Source organism: Nocardia sp. NPDC057668, from assembly GCF_042799795.1.
Classification (GTDB): Bacteria; Actinomycetota; Actinomycetes; order Mycobacteriales; family Mycobacteriaceae; genus Nocardia.
The window spans coordinates 586,613-605,745 of the sequence record NZ_JBHVIC010000003.1 but is presented as its reverse complement, the minus strand read 5'-3'; the positions used below and the strand labels follow the sequence as shown (position 1 = coordinate 605,745).

General features: G+C 70.0%; 17 protein-coding genes and 1 pseudogene. 3 read left to right on the top strand and 15 right to left on the bottom strand.

Annotated elements, in window-relative coordinates:
• Positions 1–53 precede the first annotated feature (53 nt).
• From ACFVBH_RS21360 to ACFVBH_RS21325, 8 genes and pseudogenes are all read right to left on the bottom strand, one after another.
• Entirely contained in the window at positions 54–785 is a 732-nt protein-coding gene (locus tag ACFVBH_RS21360) for a hypothetical protein (protein ID WP_354990113.1), read from the bottom strand.
• 126 nt (positions 786–911) lie between these two features.
• Positions 912–1,675 (bottom strand): annotated as a pseudogene (locus ACFVBH_RS21355) (SDR family NAD(P)-dependent oxidoreductase).
• Positions 1,676–1,829: 154 nt separating this feature from the next.
• Complete coding sequence (locus tag ACFVBH_RS21350) at positions 1,830–2,468, bottom strand: DUF305 domain-containing protein (protein ID WP_379003673.1); 639 nt, start codon at positions 2,466–2,468, stop codon at positions 1,830–1,832.
• Positions 2,465–3,982, bottom strand: coding sequence for a hypothetical protein (locus tag ACFVBH_RS21345; RefSeq protein ID WP_354990116.1), 1,518 nt, complete (start codon positions 3,980–3,982; stop codon positions 2,465–2,467). Before ACFVBH_RS21345 ends, ACFVBH_RS21350 begins: the two co-directional genes overlap by 4 nt.
• 478 nt (positions 3,983–4,460) lie before the next feature.
• A complete protein-coding gene (locus tag ACFVBH_RS21340; RefSeq protein ID WP_379003671.1) occupies positions 4,461–5,348 on the bottom strand; it encodes a 3-methyladenine DNA glycosylase in 888 nt (295 codons plus the stop codon).
• Positions 5,349–5,350: 2 nt separating this feature from the next.
• On the bottom strand, positions 5,351–6,415 hold the full coding sequence (locus tag ACFVBH_RS21335) for a hemolysin family protein (RefSeq protein ID WP_379003669.1): 1,065 nt from the start codon (positions 6,413–6,415) through the stop codon (positions 5,351–5,353).
• Positions 6,408–7,784 (bottom strand): hemolysin family protein, encoded by a 1,377-nt coding sequence (locus tag ACFVBH_RS21330; protein ID WP_354990134.1) that lies wholly within the window; start codon positions 7,782–7,784, stop codon positions 6,408–6,410. Before ACFVBH_RS21330 ends, ACFVBH_RS21335 begins: the two co-directional genes overlap by 8 nt.
• A gap of 286 nt (positions 7,785–8,070) precedes the next feature.
• On the bottom strand, positions 8,071–8,715 hold the full coding sequence (locus ACFVBH_RS21325) for a DUF2867 domain-containing protein (RefSeq protein ID WP_379003667.1): 645 nt from the start codon (positions 8,713–8,715) through the stop codon (positions 8,071–8,073).
• A 99-nt stretch (positions 8,716–8,814) separates the two neighbouring features.
• On the opposite strand from ACFVBH_RS21325, the gene ACFVBH_RS21320 reads away from it, so the two are divergent.
• Positions 8,815–9,387, top strand: a complete 573-nt coding sequence (locus ACFVBH_RS21320) for a TetR/AcrR family transcriptional regulator (protein WP_354990119.1) — start codon at positions 8,815–8,817, stop codon at positions 9,385–9,387.
• Positions 9,388–9,573: 186 nt separating this feature from the next.
• Here ACFVBH_RS21320 and ACFVBH_RS21315 read toward each other — a convergent pair whose 3' ends face one another.
• Positions 9,574–11,010, bottom strand: a complete 1,437-nt coding sequence (locus ACFVBH_RS21315; RefSeq protein ID WP_354990120.1) for a GuaB1 family IMP dehydrogenase-related protein — start codon at positions 11,008–11,010, stop codon at positions 9,574–9,576.
• 248 nt (positions 11,011–11,258) lie between these two features.
• Here ACFVBH_RS21315 and ACFVBH_RS21310 point away from each other — a divergent pair, with 248 nt between their 5' ends.
• Positions 11,259–11,699 carry a nuclear transport factor 2 family protein gene (locus ACFVBH_RS21310; RefSeq protein WP_354990121.1) on the top strand — a complete coding sequence of 147 codons (441 nt, stop codon included), beginning with the start codon at positions 11,259–11,261 and terminating at the stop codon, positions 11,697–11,699.
• Between the two features lie 221 nt (positions 11,700–11,920).
• On the top strand, positions 11,921–13,030 hold the full coding sequence (locus ACFVBH_RS21305) for a hypothetical protein (RefSeq protein WP_379003664.1): 1,110 nt from the start codon (positions 11,921–11,923) through the stop codon (positions 13,028–13,030).
• A gap of 42 nt (positions 13,031–13,072) precedes the next feature.
• Here the strand turns inward: ACFVBH_RS21305 and ACFVBH_RS21300 are convergent, their stop codons facing one another.
• The 6 genes from ACFVBH_RS21300 to ACFVBH_RS21275 all read right to left on the bottom strand — a co-directional run bounded on the left by ACFVBH_RS21300 (position 13,073) and on the right by ACFVBH_RS21275 (position 19,057).
• On the bottom strand, positions 13,073–14,584 hold the full coding sequence (locus tag ACFVBH_RS21300; protein ID WP_379003662.1) for a DEAD/DEAH box helicase: 1,512 nt from the start codon (positions 14,582–14,584) through the stop codon (positions 13,073–13,075).
• Positions 14,585–14,621: 37 nt separating this feature from the next.
• A complete protein-coding gene (locus tag ACFVBH_RS21295; protein ID WP_354990124.1) occupies positions 14,622–15,563 on the bottom strand; it encodes a M48 family metalloprotease in 942 nt (313 codons plus the stop codon).
• A 43-nt stretch (positions 15,564–15,606) separates the two neighbouring features.
• On the bottom strand, positions 15,607–16,008 hold the full coding sequence (locus ACFVBH_RS21290) for a BlaI/MecI/CopY family transcriptional regulator (protein WP_354990125.1): 402 nt from the start codon (positions 16,006–16,008) through the stop codon (positions 15,607–15,609).
• A 78-nt stretch (positions 16,009–16,086) separates the two neighbouring features.
• Positions 16,087–16,911: an ABC transporter ATP-binding protein gene (locus tag ACFVBH_RS21285; RefSeq protein WP_379004568.1), complete on the bottom strand. Its 825-nt coding sequence runs from the start codon at positions 16,909–16,911 to the stop codon at positions 16,087–16,089.
• Positions 16,912–16,916: 5 nt separating this feature from the next.
• Complete coding sequence (locus tag ACFVBH_RS21280) at positions 16,917–18,023, bottom strand: FecCD family ABC transporter permease (protein ID WP_379003659.1); 1,107 nt, start codon at positions 18,021–18,023, stop codon at positions 16,917–16,919.
• Positions 18,020–19,057 (bottom strand): iron chelate uptake ABC transporter family permease subunit, encoded by a 1,038-nt coding sequence (locus tag ACFVBH_RS21275; RefSeq protein ID WP_354990127.1) that lies wholly within the window; start codon positions 19,055–19,057, stop codon positions 18,020–18,022. The genes ACFVBH_RS21280 and ACFVBH_RS21275 overlap by 4 nt, the downstream gene beginning before the upstream one ends.
• Between the last annotated feature and the right edge of the window lie 76 nt (positions 19,058–19,133).

The window sequence follows — 19,133 nt, the reverse complement described above, 5'->3', positions numbered from 1 at the left end:
ATCGCCGCGGTGCGCCCGAGGCTTCTCGATTCCTGACCGGTGTGGGAAGCGGGTCAGAGCGAAGGGCGCGGCTCGATCCAGAGGGCCTCGGCGAGGGCACAGAGACTGCCGTCGCGGGTGGAGAGCGCGACACCGACGGTGTACTTGCGGCCCTCCTGCTGGACCGGCCAGGCGTGCGAGATGTAGTCCACGCCCGCGAACATCGGCTCGAACTGGGTGGCGGTCAGGGCGGCGGTGAACGCGCCCAGGCCCATGCGCATGAAGTGGAACGCGGTGATGCCGCCGGGGCAGTCCAGCGCCGACCACACGACCTCGGGCGGCAGCTGACCGGTGCTGTCCGCGAGGCCCGCGTCGGGTGTCCAGGTGGCGGCCATCATGTCGCGGTCGCGCAGGCCCCACGGGAACAGGCGCAGGCCGCGCCCGGGCGGACACGCCGAACCGCAGCCGTAGCAGTCGGTGACCGCGCGCTTGGGGTTGTTGGTGGCGAACCGGGTGACGGCCTCGGCCTCGGCCCAGGTGGGCGCGGGCGGGGCGAACCGGGTGAGCATCGAGGGAGTGGCCTCGACCAGCGGGGTGCCGTCCATGGTGGTGAGCGCGGTGCGCCCGTTCTCGGGCAGCGTCAGCCGGAGTGGGGAGTCGACCGCGACCACCCGGCGGAAATCCACACGCGTGGTGAGGTTTCCGCTCCTTCCGGCCAATACACCCGCGACGTAGCCACCGAAGGCTAGGTCGGGATATCCGTGAATATGAGCCGGAATGGAAAATGTGTCCAGCTGACTGGTCATGCTGTCGGGACCTCCAGTGCCTGAGTCTGTGACCACGTTCGACGATAGCGCCGGACCCGGTAATGGGGGAGAAGACCCAGGTGGGAGTGACCCGTTGCACACGCTCACCCGGCGTGGCGCGGCGACTCAGCCGAACGCCGAACCGCCGCCGTGAACATTCACTTTCTGGCCGCTGATGTACTCGCCGTTCTCGGACACCAGAAAACGGACCATATTGGCGATGTCCTCGGGCCGGCAGACCCGGCCGAACGGGGAACTCTCGTCCAGTGCGCGGATGTCGCCGCCGCCGGTGACGGCCTTGACCAGGCGCCGGCCCATGTCGGTGTCGACCAGGCCCGGCGCGACCACGTTCACGCGGATGCCGTACCGGTTCTCCTCCTGCGCGAGGGTGAACGCCAGCGCCTCCAGTGCGGCTTGGCCATGTTGTACGGCGCACCGCCCGGCGCGTTCGCGAGCGTGGCGACGCTGGAGATCATGACGATGTCTCCGCGTGCCTGAGTTCGCATGGCGGGCAACACCAGTCGCGAGACGTGATGTGCGCCGAGGGCGTGCGTGGCCAGCACCCGCTGTAGTTCGGCGGGATCGGTGTCGGCGACGAACCGGCCGCGACTGGCGATGCCCGCGTTGTTGACCAGGATGTCGATCCGGCCGAATTCGTCCAGCGCCTGATCCACCATGCGCTCGTCGTCCTCGACCGAGTCCACGCTCGCCTGGATCGCGATCGCTCTGCGCCCCAGCGCGCGCACCGCGGCGACCGTCTCGGCCGCCGCGGCGGCGTCGGCGCGGTAGTTCACCACCACGTCCGCGCCGTCGGCCGCGAGCGCGAGTGCGATGGCCCGCCCGATCCCGCGGCTGCTGCCGGTCACCAGTGCCACACGCGCGTCTGTCATGTGCCCGACATTACGGACGAATCGCTGCACGGCACCAGGATTCGTCTCGCCATTCCCGCGGGTGGATCAGCGTGATTCCCGGGCCGTGCGCAGCGCCGAGCGGCCGCCGGGCCCGCGGATGACAGGCGTGCGCCGGCGGCCGATGCCCGCCCGATCAGGACAGCGGCTGGGCGTTGCGCTGGGCCAGCAGCAGGGTCAGGACCCCGGCCTCCTGGGACTGCCCGGTGATCATGGAGCGGGCGGTCTCCTTGACCGGTCCGGAGGCGACGAGGGCGTCCGCGGACTTGGCCATGGCCACCCCGCCCGCGTGGTGGCGCAGCATCAGCTGGATGAACAGGGTCTCGGCGGCCGCGCCGCGGGCGGCCGAGAGCGCGTCCAGTTCGGCCATGGTCGCCATGCCCGGCATGAGGCCGCCGGCACCCGAATGATCGTGCCCGGCGGGCATATCGGCGTCCGGCATCCAGGACATGGGGTGCGGGTTGGTGGGCGAGGCGTTGGCCAGGCGCAGCCAGCCCAGCATGGTGCCGATCTCGGTGCGCTGGGTGTCCTCGATCTGCCGCGCCAGTTGGGTGATCGTGGGATCGACTGCGGCGTCCAGGCGCTGCACCATGAACAGCGCCTGCTGGTGGTGCGCGGTCATGTCCTGGATGAAGCCGATCTCCACCGCATCCAGAACCGCCGGGGCCGAATGGTTCTCGGGGATGATCGCCGGGCGCAGCAGCACGCCCGCACCGACCAGGAGCAGGGCCAGCGCACCCAGCGCCGCCGCGCGCAGCCCCCGCGCGGGGGTCACGATCCCACCGTCGAGCGCTGGTCGGCGGGCGGGGTGTACACCTCGGGCGCGAGTTCCAGGACCATGAATCCGTTGTCGTTGCAGGTGGTCCAGAGTTGGGAGCCGTGCCATTCCGGCGGCGCGAAGCACCAGTCGGTGGACAGATCGCCGAAGGCGACCATGCCGGTGCGGGCCGAAAGCGCTTGCGCCGGATCGAATTTGCCTTCCAGCAGGGCTCGCGCCACGGCCGGGAACTGCATCGCGGGCAGGCCGATGATCGAGGCCAGCGCGTGCGGGGAGTTCCACAGTTCGAGGTTGCGCCCGGTGCGGGCCGGGGGATTGAAGTAGGCGATCTCCTTGACGGCGAACGGATCTCGCACGTCGAAGACGCGAATTCCGGACTCCTGCCAGCCGCAGGCCAGCGCCGTCGGATTGTCGGGGCGGTCCGCGGCGCAGTAGTGCGGATCGTAGGAGAACACCGAGCCGCCCATGGCCGAGGCCAGCGAGGAGTCCAGGTTCTCGGGCAGGTTGATCTCCAGCTTGATCTTGGACACGACGCGCGGCGCGGTGTCGTCGGCGATGTCGACGAGCTTGACCCCGCCCGCGCCGCCCTCGTCCACGGTGAACAGATAGGGCGCGCCGTCGTAGGTCACCGGAATGCTGTGCTGGGTGGCCCAGCCGTCGGTCCAGAAGGTCCGGCCGAGATGGGGCACCTGCGGATTCGGATCGCGGCGTTGCACGGCGCTGATGTCCAGGACGGTGAATCCACCCAGGGCCGAGATGTACATGCGGTTGCCATCCGGGCTGATGCCGAAGCCGTGCGCCTCGATTCCGGTCAAGCCCTGCCAGATGATGTGCGGGTTGCTCGGGTCGGTCAGATCGACCGCGCTCACCAGGCCGGGCGCGATGCCCGAGGCCCAGTAGGTGCGCCCGTCGGGGGAGAACCCGCCCTCGTGGGTCGTGAGCGGCAGCGGCATGAGCAGATTCGTGCCCGGTCCCGGGTTGAGCAGTCGCGGGTGCGCGCAGTCGGAGATGTCGTACACCGACAGGTACCCGGTGCCGATGCCGACCGGAACCGCGGTGCCCACCAAGAGCTTTCGCTCGGTGTTGACCTTGAGTGACTCCCACGTCCCGGCCAGCATGGCCGGTTCGGTGAGGGTCGCGGTCAGCACCGGGTTGGCCGGATCGGAGACGTCCAGGACCTGGACGCCCTGCGCGGGGCCCAGGATGTTGCCCGGGAACAGCGACCCGGTGTACGAGCAGTGCTCGAAGGTCGCCGACGTGATGCCCGCGCCCTTGCCGACGAATCCGCCGACGAACGACAGATTGCAGCGATAGCCCTGTGTACTGCGCCCGCTGTTGCGGTCGGCCGCGGACACATCGCCCTGGATTCCGGTCTCGGGCAGCGCATCCCCTCCGCACTCCGCCCGAGGAACCGCGGTCCGGCCGATATCGAAGAACTGCTGCACCGCGTCGGTGAGATCCGCCTGCGGATTCGCGCCCGCCCCGCTCATCGGCAGGACCGCCGCGCACATGAGCGCCGCCCCCGCCAGTAGTGCGGGCCTGGACCGCCAAACACTCGACAACCGCCCCATCGCGGCGCCCCCGTTCCCTCTGAGCAACTGCCACTGCCGTTATGACCGGGGCCACAGTTTTCGCGGACTGTGGTCACGGTTACAGATCGGACGGTAACCCAAAAACTGACCGACCGGTAGGGAGTCAGCGAAAAATCTTCCCAGACAGCTGAAATCGGGCGCGTCGGGTCATTCGCGGTCGGCCCGATGATCTTCGTGTACCTGGGCAGAGTGCACAGACCAGGCAATACGCGGCCGAGAGTGATCGAAGTCCGGCGTGGATTCCGGCGCGTCGCGGGCGAACTCGGCAACCGGACAGGAAAGTGGACAGCCATCCGGGCGTTGATCTCGGTGAACTGTCTCGGTGGGTCGCTGCGCGGGTGAGATGTGCCGCCCGCGGGTGTCCGCCTCGGGCCCGTCCGGGCCGCGGCTCCCGGTGCTAGGCGGTAGCGGCGAGCAGGGCCGTGCAGGCGCCCAGCAGGCGTTCGCGCAGGGGTGCGGCGCGCGCGGCCAGATCCGCCTGGGCGCGGACGTATTCGGCGCGGCCGGCGGGGGTTTCGATCCGCACCGGGACGTAGTTGTACCCGGACAGGTCGTACGGGCTCGCCTTCATGTCGAGTTCGCGTGCGGCGCAGGCGAGTTCGAAGCAGTCCAGCAGCAGGTCCGAGTCGATCAGCGGGACCAGCTTGAAACCCCACTTGTAGATGTCCATGTTCGCGTGCAGGCAGCCGGGCTGCTCCCGGTCGACCTGGGTGTCACGGGTCAGGGGCTCGATGTTGAGCGGGATCGCGCCCGGGGTGAAGAACCGGAAGGCGTCGAAGTGCGTGCAGCGCAACTGCATCGACTCCACGACCGCGTCGGTGCCCGCGCGCCCGAGCCGCAGCGGCACCTGCTGATGGCGAATGTCGTCGCTGCGGTAGACCATCGCCCATTCGTGCAGGCCGAAGCAGGAGAGCTGCGCGGGCCGGGTGGCCGTCGCGGACAGCAGCCCGGCCACGAATTCCAGGGTGCCCCGGCGCCTGCCGAGGAACGCCGGATCGGCGGTCCACGCCGCCCCCGAATCCCGCGAAACCCGGTGGTACCCGCGCCATTCCGCGTACTCCGGGGCATCGGCCAGGGCGACGCCGTAGCCGGGATGCCAGCGCCGCAACTGCGCGGGCTTGTGCCCGTAGTAGGTGAACAGAAAATCGATCACCGGGTGTTTCTCCCCGGCGCGCCGGGCGTCGAGGTACGGGCCGATCAGGGCGTCGACCCGGTCCCGGTGCGCCGCGGCGCGCGCCCGCCAGTCGGCGGGCGCGAGCACACGGGAATCGGGCAGGACCGGCACCACTACTCCGCTATGCGATGGGTCGCGTCGCGCACGGTGCCCACGAACTCCTCCACCAGATCCTCGAGGGCGACGATGCCGACGGTGTTGCCGCGACTGTCGACCACGCGACCTTGATGAGAGTTGGTGCGGCGCAGGCGCGCCAGGGCCTCGAACAGGGTGGCCCCCGTGCCGACCGTGGGCAGCGGGCGGATATCGGTGCGCGGGATGGGCGTGGACGGCCCGGCCTTGTCGTCGGCCACCAGGTCGAGCACGTCCTTGACGTGCAGGTAGCCCACCAGCGAACCGTCCGCCGCCCGCACCGGATAGCGCGAGAAGCCGGTCTCGGCCACCGCGTTCTCGATGTCGCCGAGCGTGGTCCCGTCCCCGCGCAGCGGTACCGACCGGGTCTTGGCCAGCGGCACCATGACATCGGCGACGATGCGATCGCTCGAGCCCAGCGCCTGGGTGAGCCGGCGGTGCTCCTCCTCGTCGAGCAGTCCCTCGGAATGGGATTCGCCGAACATCTCGGCCAGTTCGACCGAGGAGACGGTGGCGTCCAATTCGTCCTTGGGCTCGATGCGCAGCGCCCGCAGCGACAGGTTCGCCGCCATGTTGTAGACCGCGATGAGCGGGCGTGCGATACGCAACCACATCAGATGCATCGGCACCAGCAGCAGCGCCGAGCGTTCGGGCCCGGCCAGCGCGATGTTCTTCGGGATCATCTCGCCCAGCAGGATGTGCAGGATCACCACGATGGTCAGCGCCACCGCGAACGAGATCGGGTGCAGCAGCCCGTCCGGCACGCCGAGCAACCCGAACGGGCCCTCGAGCAGATGCGCCACGGCGGGCTCGCCGACCCGGCCCAGCAGGATCGAGCAGATGGTGATGCCCAGCTGCGCCGCGGCCAGCATCATGGACAGGTTCTGCGCGGCTTCGATCACCGTGTTGGCGCTGCGCTTGCCCTGTGCGGCAAGCGCTTCCAGGCGATCGCGGCGCGCGGAGATCAGGGCGAACTCGGCGGCCACGAAGAACGCGTTGCCCAGCAGCAGCACGAAGGTCAGCACGACGGCGGTCAGATCACCCATGGTCGTGCTCCCACTTCGCCAGTTCCTCGGCGTCGATCGGGCGCAGCAGCACCCGGTCGATGCGCCGGCCGTCCATGCGCTCCACCTTGGCGAGCCAGCCGCCGTGGGTGTGCGGATCCAGGGCGTGGCCGTTCCCGGGTTGCGGCAGCAGCACCTCGTCGCCCTCGACCGGGATGCGGCCCAGCCTGGTCAGCACCAGGCCGCCCACGGTCTCGTATTCCCCTTCGGGAGCGTCGTATCCGGTCGTGCGGGAGACCTCGTCGACGCGCAGCAGGCCCGAGCAGTCCCAGCCGAGTGAGGTGCGGCGGACGTCGAGTTCTTCCTCGTCGTGCTCGTCGCGGACATCGCCCAGGATTTCCTCGATGATGTCCTCCATGGTGACGATGCCGGCGGTGCCGCCGTACTCGTCCACCACCAGGGCCACCTGCATGCCGTCGCGCCGGACGCGCTCGAGCACCTCGTCGCCGTCCAGGCTCGCGGGCACGATGGGCACCGGCTGGGCGATGTCGCGCAGTTTCACCGTGCGCCGCGCCGAGATGGGGTGCAGGAACGCCTGTTTGACGTGCACCACGCCGAGCGTGTTGTCGAGGTCGCCGTCGATCACCGGGAAACGCGAATATCCGGTGCTCGCGGCGATATCGATGAGATCGGCGACGGTGTCGTCCAGATCCAGCGACTCGATCTTCACGCGCGGGGTCATGAGTTCCTCGGCGCTGCGGTCGCCGAACTGCAGCGACCGATCCACCACCTGCGCGGTGCGCTGATCGAGCGCGCCGTGCAGGGCCGAGGTGCGCACCAGTGAGCCGAGTTCCTGCGGGGAACGCGCCGAACGCAATTCCTCCGCCGGTTCGATGCCCATCCGGCGCACCGCCCAGTTCGCCGTGCCGTTGAGGAAATTGATCATCCAGCGGAAGACCGTGGAGAACCAGATCATCGGGCCGGCGGTCCACCGGGCGGTGGCCAGCGGTGCGGCGATGGCGATGTTCTTGGGCACCAGTTCGCCGTAGATCATGGACAGCGAGGTGGCCAGCACCAGCGCCAGGACCAGCGAAATGGTATGCGCGGGAGCGTCATCCACCCCGAGCGCCTCGAAGACCGGCTCCAGGATGCGGGCCAGCACGGGTTCGGCGATGTAGCCGGTGATCAGGGTGGTGATGGTGATGCCCAGCTGTGCTCCGGAGAGCTGGAACGACAGGGTGCGATGGGCCCGGCGAACCTGCCGGGCGCGCCGGTCGCCGTCGCGGGCGTGCGACTCGACGGTGCTGCGCTCCAGAGCGGTGAGTGAGAATTCCGCGGCTACGAACAAAGCGGTGCCTGCGGTCAATGCGATGAAACCGATCAGCATCAGAACGGTGAGCAGGGCCGACACGGTCAGCACCACCCGGCTGTCCGGGACGCTGGTGAGTCGATGGCGCCGGGTTTGTCACCCGGCTCGGTAGAGGAGCCCTCCTGAACGGCGCCCTCGGACGCGGGTGACAACTGGTTCCTTTCGCATGGGGTGGACCGTGACAGGTCGTCACGGCCCGGCCTCGTCATGCTACCGGCAGGTCCGCGCGCGGTGAGCACGGCCTGCCGGGGTCACGGATTTCTTTACGTGTGCGAAACGATCGGCCCGGGTCGCGGTGCGCGGCGCGGCGCGCGGACGCGATCGGCGCTCATCGCCCGGGCGCGGCGAGCGTGGACCGCTCGCGCCAGGCGCGCTCCCACTGCCGGGTCATCGCGGGATAGACGATGAGGTAGCGGAACGGCAGGATCGCGGCCATATACAGCCGTCCGAACCGGCCGTTGGGCTTGACCAGGGCGGCCATGCGCAGTTCGTAGTCGCCGGTCGCGCCGCGGACCCAGCCCAGGTGGCAGACCGCGTGCACGGTGGCGTTGGCCAGTTCCATGGCGCTCTCGTTCGGCAGCTCGTAGAGCTCGACCATGGGCAGATCGCCGGGCTCCGGGGCGATCGGGGTGGCGGGCACATCCGCGGGCAGGCGCTCGCGCAGGGACGGAACCCGTTTCGCCACACCCTTTTCCGGGTCGTCCCAGCCCAGCAGGGCGCCCAGTTTCCAGCGCACCGCGAACAGGAGGCGGGTGGGCAGGGACCGTTCGCCGGGTGCGTCGGCGGCCCGCAGCGCGGCGAGCATCACGGGGAAGTCGTCCGGCCCGGCCCCGGGCGTGCGGAAGGCCCACACGTCCTCGAGCTCGAAGTCGGGCGCGATCTCGTGAATGCGCCACGGGCGTGCGGTGTGCTCGGAGTCGGGAAGTCGTCTGGACGCGGTCGGCAGCAGCGCGCCGATGGAACCGAATGCCATAACATTGCCCCTCTATGGGTTATACGGTGGCGTATAACTTGAGGCTAGACCCGTTATACGCATCCGTACAATAGGCAATCGAGCGAGGTGGAACACACGATGGGAGCGTTGCGCACACCCCGCGAGACGTGGGTCGAGTCCGGGCTGGCGGTGCTCGCCGAGAGCGGCGTGGACGCCGTCCGGGTCGAGGCGCTGGCGAAGTCGCTCGGGGTGACCAAGGGCGGGTTCTACCGCTGGTTCGCCGACCGCGCCGCGCTGCTGGACGCCATGCTCGATGTCTGGGAACGCGAAAGCACCGTCGACGTTCTCGACCGCGTCGCCCGCGAATGCGACAACCCCCTGGACCGGGCGCGCCTGGCCGGGCGCCTGACCTTCTCCGGCGACCGCCTGCTGCCCATCGACCTCGCGGTGCGCGACTGGGCCCGGCGCGATCGCGCCGTCGCCGAACGCCTGCGGCGCGTGGACAATCAGCGCATGCAGCTGCTGCGCGACGCGATCGGCACGGTGTGCTCGGATCCCGCCGAGGTCGAGGCCCGCAGCCTGCTCGCCTTCTGCGCCGCGATCGGCAGCCACTTCCTCGCCGCGGATCATCCGGGCAGCACGCGGCTGGAAGTCATTGCGCGAGCGGGAGATCTGCTGCTGAGCCCGGAGCCCGGCGGCCGCGCCCCGTAGCCGGTACCGATCGCTCGGGCGAGAGCCCGTCGAACTGCTCCCTGGGCGCCCCGTGTTCTGCGGCCACCGCCCCCGTGATCGGCTCGCCGATCGCACCGGTGGCCCAACCGGGGCGGGGTCGGCACGGCGAAACCCGGCGGGAGCCAAGGCTTCCCGCCGGGTTCGGCAGCGTGCGTCAGGCGGTGATCACCAGCCGGACGGCAGCGGGCGGCCTTCGGCGAAGCCCGCGGCGGACTGCACGCCCAGCACGGCCTTGTCGTGGAAGTCGCCGATGCTGCGCGCGCCCGCGTAGGTGCACGAGCTGCGCACGCCGGAGGTGATGTGGTCGATCAGATCCTCCACGCCCGGGCGCTCGGGGTCCAAGCGCATGCGCGAGCTGGAGATGCCCTCCTCGAACAGTGCCTTGCGGGCCCGGTCGAAGGCCGAATCGGTCGCGGTGCGGGCCGCGACCGCCCGCTTGGAGGCCATGCCGAAGCTCTCCTTGTAGCGATTGCCGTCGCGATCGATGCGCATGTCGCCGGGTGACTCGTAGGTGCCCGCGAACCAGGAGCCGATCATGACGTTGGCCGCGCCGGCCGCCAGGGCCAGCGACACGTCGCGCGGATGCCGCACGCCGCCGTCCGCCCAGACGTGCTTGCCGAATTCCTTTGCCGCGGCCGCGCATTCGGCCACCGCGGAGAACTGCGGACGGCCGACACCGGTCATCATGCGGGTGGTGCACATGGCGCCGGGGCCGACGCCGACCTTGATGATGTCCGCGCCCGCCTCGATGAGGTCGCGGGTGCCGGCGGCCGAGACCACGTTGCCCGCCACCAGCGGCACGCCCAGATCCAGCGCGGCCACCGAGGCCAGCGCCTCGAGCATCTTCTGCTGGTGACCGTGCGCGGTGTCCATGACCAGCACGTCCGCGCCCGCGTCCACCAGGGCCTTGGCCTTGGCGGGCACGTCGCCGTTGATGCCGACCGCCGCGGCGATGCGCAGGCGGCCCTCGGCGTCGACCGCGGGCTGGTAGATGCCCGCGCGCACGGTGCCGGTGCGGGTCATCACGCCCGCGAGGGTGCCGTCGGGGTTGACCAGCACCGCGAGGTTGGAATGGCTCGCGTCGAGCAGGCCGAAGACTTCGCGCGGGGAGGTGTCGGCGGGCGCGCTGACGAAGTTGGTGTCCGCGACGGTGCTGAGCCGGGCGAAGCGATCCACGTCGCTGCACGCCTGCTCGGTGACCACGCCCACCGGGCGGCCGTTCTCGACGATGACCACCGCGCCGTGCGCGCGCTTGTGGATCAGGGCGAGCGCGTCGGACACCGAACCCTCGGGGTCCAGGACGACCGGGGTATCGGCGGTGAGCGAACGGCTCTTCACGAAGGCGATGGTGTCGGCGGCGGCCTGGATCGGAAGATCCTGCGGCAGAACCACGATGCCGCCGCGGCGGGCGACGGTCTCGGCCATGCGGCGGCCGGCGACGGCGGTCATGTTCGCGACCACGAGCGGAATGGTCGTGCCGGTCCCGTCGCTGCTGGACAGGTCGACATCGAATCGGGACGCCACGTCCGTGCGATTCGGGACGAGAAAGACATCGTCGTAGGTCAGATCGTAGGGCGGATTCTGCCCGGGAAGGAACTGCACGGTTGTAGCCGCCTCATGGTTCGACGTTGGTTTCGTGTATTCCATGCTTCGGTGGCAGGTATATGGCACGAACGCGGGGCGGATGTCCGGAGAGACCCGTCGCGCGCTACCTGATGTCACGCATGCAGCAGGCCAGTGTAGTCGGCGCGGGGGACAGGGTGTGTCGGCGGGCTGCTGCGAGTGTGCCAGGTCTCAGTGCGTCGCAAATGCGGTTGTCGCCCGATTCGGGGTGCCCTAGGTTCGCGATGGTGACCGATCTTCAGGCGCTGGCCGACCGGCTCGAAGTCAGCGACATCATCACCAAACTCTTCGTCTGGTGCGATCAGGGCCGGTGGGCCGAGTTGGCCGATTCGGTGCTCGCCGAGCAGGTGTTCTTCGACAGCGGTTTCGGCGGGGACGCCGAAACCCGCACCGCCGCTTCGATCGTGGACGACTGGGCGCAGGCCCTGGGCCCGCTGGACGCGGTGCACCACCAGGCGGGTAATCACCTGGTGGAGATCACCGGCGATACCGCCGTCGCGCACGCGGACGCCATCGCCGTGCATCTGAAGAACGATGCGGCACAGGGCAAGACGCGCTGGTTCGTGGGCAGTTACGTGCTCGGTCTGCGGCGTTCGCCCGCGGGCTGGCGGATCGACCGGTTCGAATACCGGCTCAAGCTGATCGACGGGAACGCAGACCTGCTCTGAGATGATTGCCAAATATTTGCCCAGGTCGGGAAGTGTTGCCGCGGCACACTTGCGCCGACACGAATTGCCGGTGTGTCGCCTGCGGACTGATGTCCGTGTCGTCCGGACTGGACGATTTCGGGCGGTCCCGGCGGGGGAGATTTCGTGAGGATTCGGTGAAAATCCGCGCGCGGCAGCACTATTCGTTCGAGAGTCCGGACGGATCGGTGCAGACTGCCTCCATGGGAGAGGAATCGCCCGAAACGGGCGGATCGGCCGTGGCGGTGCTGCCCGGCCGGGGGACACGTTCACGGGCCCGGTGGCCGGGCATCGGCCCCACCGGCTTCGCGGTTGCTTTCGGCACCGCCGCCGTCATCGAGATATTCGCACTGCTGGCCGTCGCCGCCCCGCTGTGGCTCATCGCGCTCGCCCCGGTGGCGCTGCTCGGCGCGCCCGCCCGCCGGCTACGGCGTATCGGCCTGGGCGCCGCGATCGGCTGGGCGAGCGTACCGGCCGGGCTGCTCGCCGGACCCGTCCTGCTGGCGCTCGGCATCGTCCGCGGCTGGCGCAGACTGCGCGGCCGCTCCGGGGAGCCGGAGCGAGAACCGTTGGACCCGTGGGCCGTCGCCGCCCTGGGGATGTCGGTGGCCTGGTCGTTCCTGTTCGTGTTCACCTGGCGGATCATCGAGCCCACCATCTCGTTCGTGCCCGGCTCGAGCGAGCTGTCCTCCCGGGACAAGGCGATCATCCTGACCGGCGTCGTGCTGATCTTCGTGGTGACGGTCGTGCTCGTCGTCCTGATGGTCCTGCTCGCGCTGCCCCTGGTCGTGTTCACCAAGCTGACCGACTCGGCGGGACCGCACGGCCGCGACGACCTGCGCGCGCTGGTGCGCGGTTCGGCCCTCGCCCTGCTCGCCGGCACCCTGCTCACCCCGGCCGCCTGGCGCGTGGTCGACGACACCCTGTCCGGCCCCGCGGCCCGCGATCCCCGCGACGATCGCCTGGCCGAGATCGGCCTGCGCATCCCCGCCGACTATCGCTTCACCGGACATGACAACTGGTGCAGCGGCTTTCAGGATCCGGTCTGCTACGACACCTACCGCTACACCGCGTCCCCCGGCAGCTTCGCGGTGTACGAGCAACTGTTCCAACCGGATTCGCCCCTGGCCGGAGCGTTCCTGCCGTTGAGCCGAACCTCCTGCGCGGAGGTCCGCCGCACTTCGGACATCGACTGCGACCCGGCCGACACCGTGCTGCGCGGGGTCGACGGCCGCCTGCGCATCACCGTGCGCGGCGCCGCGACGGAGACGACCCTGACCGTGACGCTGTCGGACCAGCGCCTGGCGAACTGATTCCGGCGAGACCGGCCCGAACGCGCCCCGGCCCGGGGCGGCTCAGCGCGCGGTCTTGCCCTTGGGCTTTCGCTTCTTCGTGTGCGCACGGCCGCCCGTGCGCGGGTCGATGCGGTGCCGGGGGCGCTTCTCCTCGACCGGCTCGGGGGCCGCGGCGGGCGCGCCGGTCGGGGCCGCGAGTGGACGGCCCGACGGGCGGCGGGCGCCGGTGATCTCGGTGAGGCGGCGGTCGCCCAGGCGGATGTCCACGTCGGTGAGGGTGACACCCGCGCGTCGGGCCAGGTCGAGGGCCTCGTCCTTCTCGTCCGGGGTGACGACGGTGACCACGGTGCCGGTAGCGCCCGCGCGGCCGGTGCGGCCGGTGCGGTGCAGATAATCCTTGGGGTCGGCAGGGGGATCCACGTGCACGACCAGGGAGACGTCGTCGATGTGGATGCCGCGCGCGGCGATGTCGGTGGCGACCAGGACCGGCCAGGTGCCGTCGGCGAAGGCGGCCAGGGTCCGGGTGCGATGGTTCTGCGCCTTGCCGCCGTGCAGCGCTGCCGCGCGCACGCCTACCTCGCGCAGGCGGCGGGCCAGTTTGTCCGCGCCGTGCTGGGTGCGCACGAACAGCAGCGTGCGGCCCGCGCGGGCCGCGATATCGGTGACCACCACCCGTTTGTCGGCGCGGCGCACGTGCAGGGCGTAGTGCTCGATATCGGGAAGCGCCGCTCCGGCTTCGGCATTGGCCGCGCCCATGACCGAAGTCGTGCCGTCCGCATCAGTTTCGGCCGCGCTGTCAGCGGTCGTGCCCGGACTCGTCGCGGAATGATCCGCCACCGCCGGATTCGCCGCGGTGGCCTGGGAATTCGCCCCGGCCACCGCCGGATTCGCCGCCGTGGACCCCGAACTCGGCGCGGTACCCGCGCCGGGCGCGGCAGTGACCGAATGCGCGATGGGATCGGTCAGGTATTTGCGCACCAGCGCGTCGATGGCCTCGTCGAGCGTGGCCGAGAACAGCAGCTTGCGCGCGTCCTTCGGAATTCGGTTGAGCACCGCGGTGAGCTGCGGCAGGAACCCGAGTTCGGCCATGTGGTCCGCCTCGTCCACGGTGACGATCTCCACCGCCGACAGATCCACGGCCTTGCGCCCGATCAGGTCGGTGAGCCGCCCCGGCGTGGCGATGAGCAGATCCACCCCGCGCCCCAGCCGTTGCTCCTGCGCCTTGATGGCGAGCCCGCCGACCGCGCTGGCGATCCGGATGCCGACCGACAGTGAAGGCTCGTCGAGCGCCCGCTCGATCTGCAACGCCAGTTCCCGGGTCGGGGCCAGGATGAGCCCGCGCGGGCGTCGGGGCGCGGTGGGCGCGCCGGAGAGCCGGACCAGCATGGGCAGCCCGAACGCCAGGGTCTTGCCCGAACCCGTTGCGGCCTTTCCCAGCACGTCGTGACCGGCCAGAATGTCCGGGATCACCGCCGCCTGGATGGGGAACGGCGCGTCGATGCCGTTGCGGCGCAGGGCCTGAACGAGCACGGGCGGCAGACCGAGGTCGGCGAAGCGTTGCTTTCCCGACACCGGGGCAGCCTCCTGAGGTAGTGGTGCCCCGCCCTGATCAGGCACGGCTGAATAGTCGGCTCAATTCGACCAGCCAGGGAATGGCGACCGCGAGCGTCGGAATCACGAGGATAGCCGCCGCGGCCAGATACGCCGCCGTCGCGATGCGCAGATCGCCGATCGGACCCGCCAGCCGCTGAATACGGATCAGGGTGGTCGGCCCGCCGACCGCCATGGCCCCCTGCGGCGCAGGCGAATTCGAACAGGCCACGAGGGCGCGGGCCAGGGGAGTGGGTCCGGTCACCTTCACCGCGGAGTCGTCGGCGAGCAGTTCGATGAGCAGCTTCACCGAGTCCAGCGCGGATTTGGAGCGCACAACGCGGGGGAACGCCTCGTGCGCGGCGGTGAACGCCTCGAGCACCAGGTCGTGCCTGGCTCGCAGATGCGAGCGTTCGTGGCTCACGATCGCGGTGAGCTCCTCGTGCGACAGGCTGGTCACCGTGCCCTGGCTCAGCACCACGCGCTGCCGCAACCCGGGCAGGCAGTAGGCGATGGGTTCGGTGGCGGCCAGCACCCGGATGTCGGCGGAAGTGCGCTGCACCCCACTCTGATCCAGCAGGTCGACCAGCATGCGGTGGCGGGCGCGGCGCCGGCGCGTGTGCACCCCGACGCGAACGACCGAGAAGATCAGGCGCGCGCCGATGAGCAGGGTGAGCGCGAAGACGGTCACCAGGATCAGCCACAGCGGCAGACCCAGGACATCGATTTCGGCGCTCGGGGTGGTGGTGGGACGGCCGTCCGGCCCGGGCACCAGCAGTCGGCTGGCGATGGCGAGCCCGGATCCGAACGCGGACAGCACCGCGGCGAGCGCGATGGCCTGCCAGAGCACGAGCGCCGCACGGGGACTCCGGTACGGCCAGGTGGCCCGGCTGAGCAGCGCCGGGGCCGGTCCCGCCAGAAACAAGGCGAGACCGGCGAAAACCGGCGCGGTTACGTCCATTCCTCAGCTCACTGCGTTGTGGGGGCCTGGGCCGAGGGTGACGCTACTGAGAGTCTTTCGGCTCCTTGCGCGCGGCCTCGGTGGCTTCGAGCTTAGCGAGTGCATCGCGCAATGCGGCAGCCTCGTCGGCTCCGACCTGTTCGACGAAGTGCACGAGTGCCGCCCGGCGGCTGCCGACCTCGTCGGCCTGCTGCAGCGCGTCGAACATCAGCGAGGCCACGAGTTCGTCGCGGGTGTGCACGGGCGCGTAGCGATGCGCTCGGTCATCCCGCTGCTGAAGGACGAGATTCTTTTTCGCGAGCCGCTGTAGAACGGTCATCACCGTGGTGTAGGCGAGCTCGCGGCGCTCGGCGAGGGCCTCGTGCACCTGCCGCACCGTTTGGGGTTCATCGGCCGACCACAACTGGTCCATGACCGCTTTCTCGAGTTCACCAAGACCTGCCATCCCACAAGTTTACGGAGGCAACGACACGAATGCGTACTACAAGTCGTCGTAACCGGCCGGTAGCTGGTGTGGTATTGGTCATACTCCGCGCACGTGACGGGCGCCGATGGGCACGATCATGGGTCGGCCGGAAACCGGGCAGTCGAGCACCTTGGCCTGGAGGCCGAACACCTCGAGCAACAGTTCGGCGTCGATGACCTCGGCGGGCTCGCCCTGGGCGATGATGCGGCCGTCGCGCATGACCACGAGCCGATCGCTGTAGCGGATGGCCAGATTCAGGTCGTGCAGCACCATGACCACCGTGCGGCCGAACTCGTCGCGCAGGCGATCCACCAGATCGAGGACCTCGAGCGAATGCGCGAGGTCGAGGTAGGTGGTCGGCTCGTCCAGCAGCAGGATGTCGGTGCCCTGCGCCAGCGCCATGGAGATCCAGGCCCGCTGGCGCTGACCGCCGGACAGCTCGTCCAGGGTGCGCTCGGCGAGATCGGCGACGCCGGTCTGTTCCAGCGCGGTCATGACCTCGGTCTCGTCCTCGGCCGACCACTGCCGCAGCCACGATTGATGGGGATGGCGTCCCTTCGCGACGAGATCGGCGACGGTCAGGCCCTCGGGCGCGACCGGGGTCTGCGGGAGCATGCCGACGATGCGCGCGATATCGCGGGTCTTGAGCGCGGAGATGGCCTTGCCGTCCAGCACGACCTGGCCGGCCTGCGGGCGCAGCAGCCGCCCGAGCGCGCGCAGCAGCGTGGACTTGCCGCAACCGTTGGGCCCGATGATGGTGGTGACCAGACCGGGTTCGATGTCGATCGAGAGCCCGTCCACGATGACGCGATCGCCGTAGCCGAGGGTGATGTTCTCCGCCGCCAGCTGATGGGCGGTGGTGGAAAGCGGTTTGTCCGCCATGCGAGTCACAGGGTCGCCTTCCGATTGGTGCGCACGAGCAAGTAGATCAAGAACGGTCCGCCGACGGCCGCGGTGACCACGCCGACGGGGAGGTCGATGGGAAACATGGTGCGCGAGACGAGATCCGCGCCCAGGACCGCGATGGCGCCGACCAGCGCCGAGGCGATGACGGGTTCACCGGGGGTGCGCAGCAGGCGGCGGGCGATCTGCGGCGCGGCCAGCCCGACGAAGGCCAGCGGCCCGACCGCGGCGGTGGCCAGCGCCGACGCCATGACGGCCGTGGCCAGCAGAATGCCCTGCTGGGTCTGGATTTTCACGCCGAGCATGCGCGTGGTGTCCGCGCCGAAGCGCAGGGCCGCCAGGGTCCGCGCCGAGGCGGCCGCGACCAGCAGCGTGACGCCCAGACCGACCGCGGCCGGAATGAGGGTGGACCAATCGGCCTTGTTCAGCGATCCGGTCAGCCAGTGCTGTGCCATGGACGCGTCGGGCAGGCTCGCGCGGGTGATGAGCCAGCTCACCACCGCCATGAGCGCGGCGTTGACGCCGATGCCGACCAGCACCAGCCGGAAGGCCATGACCCCGCTGCCGCCGGCGGTGTTCTTCCCCCAGGCCATCAGGTAGATGGCCAGTGCGGTGGCCAGGCCCGCGGCCAGTGCCGCGAGCGGAACACCCACCAGCGCAAGGGTTCCGGTGGCCGCGCCGCCGCCCGCGCCGACGATCACCGCGACCGCGCCGACGCTGGCGCCCGCGGTGATGCCGAGCAGGTCCGGACTGGCCAGCGGGTTGTGCAGGATCGACTGGGTGATAGCGCCCGCCAGTCCCAGCGCCGCGCCCACCACGACCGCGGTCAGCGCGCGCGGCAGCCGTGAGTCCAGGATGACGAAGCGCTGGGCACGGGTGCCGCCGCCGCCCAGGACATCGAGCACCCGGCCGATCGGAATGCGGAAGTCCCCGATGGCGATATCGAGCGCGAACAGCACCAGTAGTAGCGCGACCATGACGGCGATGGTCACCAGCGCGGGCACGCGCAGCACCGTGGAGAAGCGGCCCGCCCGCAGCGCGGGGCGGACCTGACGGACGGTCTTGGCATCGGGAGCGGTCGAGGTGCTCACAGGCTCACCAGCTTTCGGCGGCGCACCAGCAGGATGAAGAACGGGGCGCCGATGGCGGCCAGGGTGACCCCGGCCTGGAGTTCACCGGGCTGTGCGACGAGTCGCCCGACGGTGTCGGCGGCGAGCAGCACGATCGCGCCGATCAGGCCCGAATAGGGAATGAGCCAGCGGTAATCGGGCCCGGTCAGGGCACGCGCGAGGTGCGGGACGATCAGGCCGAGGAAGGCGATCGGTCCCACGGCCGCCGTCGCCGCGCCCGAGAGCAGCACCACCGAGGCGAGTCCGAGCGCGCGATTGCTCGCGAGGTTGACCCCCAGGCCGCGGGCCACGTCGTCGCCGAGTCCGAGCAGGTTCAGCCCGGGCCCGGCGAACAGGGCCAGCACCGCGCCGGTCAGCAGGAACGGTAGGACCTGGCGAAAGACCGACAGGTCGTGGCCCGCGATGTCGCCGGCGATCCAGTAGCGATAGGTGTTGAGGGCGGTGCCGTCCAGCAGCACGATGACGTTGGTCATGGCGGTGAGGAAGGCGGTGACCGCCGCGCCCGCGAGCACCAGGCTCAGCGGACTGGCCTTGCCGCCGCCGACCGAGGAGACGCCGAAGACCACCAGGCCCGCGATGAGCGCGCCCGCGAACGCGAACCAGATGAACTGGTTCGGCGAGCTGAACGCGAACAGATGGATACTCAGCGCCGCGAGGAACGCCGCGCCCGCGTTGAGCCCGAGTAATCCCGCGTCGGCCAGGGGATTTCGGGTATAGCCCTGGATGAGGGCGCCCGCCATGCCCAGGGCCAGACCGGTGATGAGCGCGAGTCCGGTTCGGGGCAGCCGCAATTCACGCACGATCTGCGCTGCAGACCCTTCGGCGGGGCAGGTCAGCGGGAAGCCATCCGGACAGGTGAGGGCATCGAAGACCGTTCCCAGTGGGAGCGAACGGGATCCGAGCGCGATGGAGGCCGTGAGCGCGCACAACAGCAGCACGACGAGAAGAACTATTCCGAACAGCCGTGGCCGTCTGGCGGTGACTAGAGCGGGCACGGTGACGAACTACTCCTGATCCATTCATTGCTCATTAAGTCTGGTAAGCCTAACCTATCTTTTCGCCCCAGCTTGT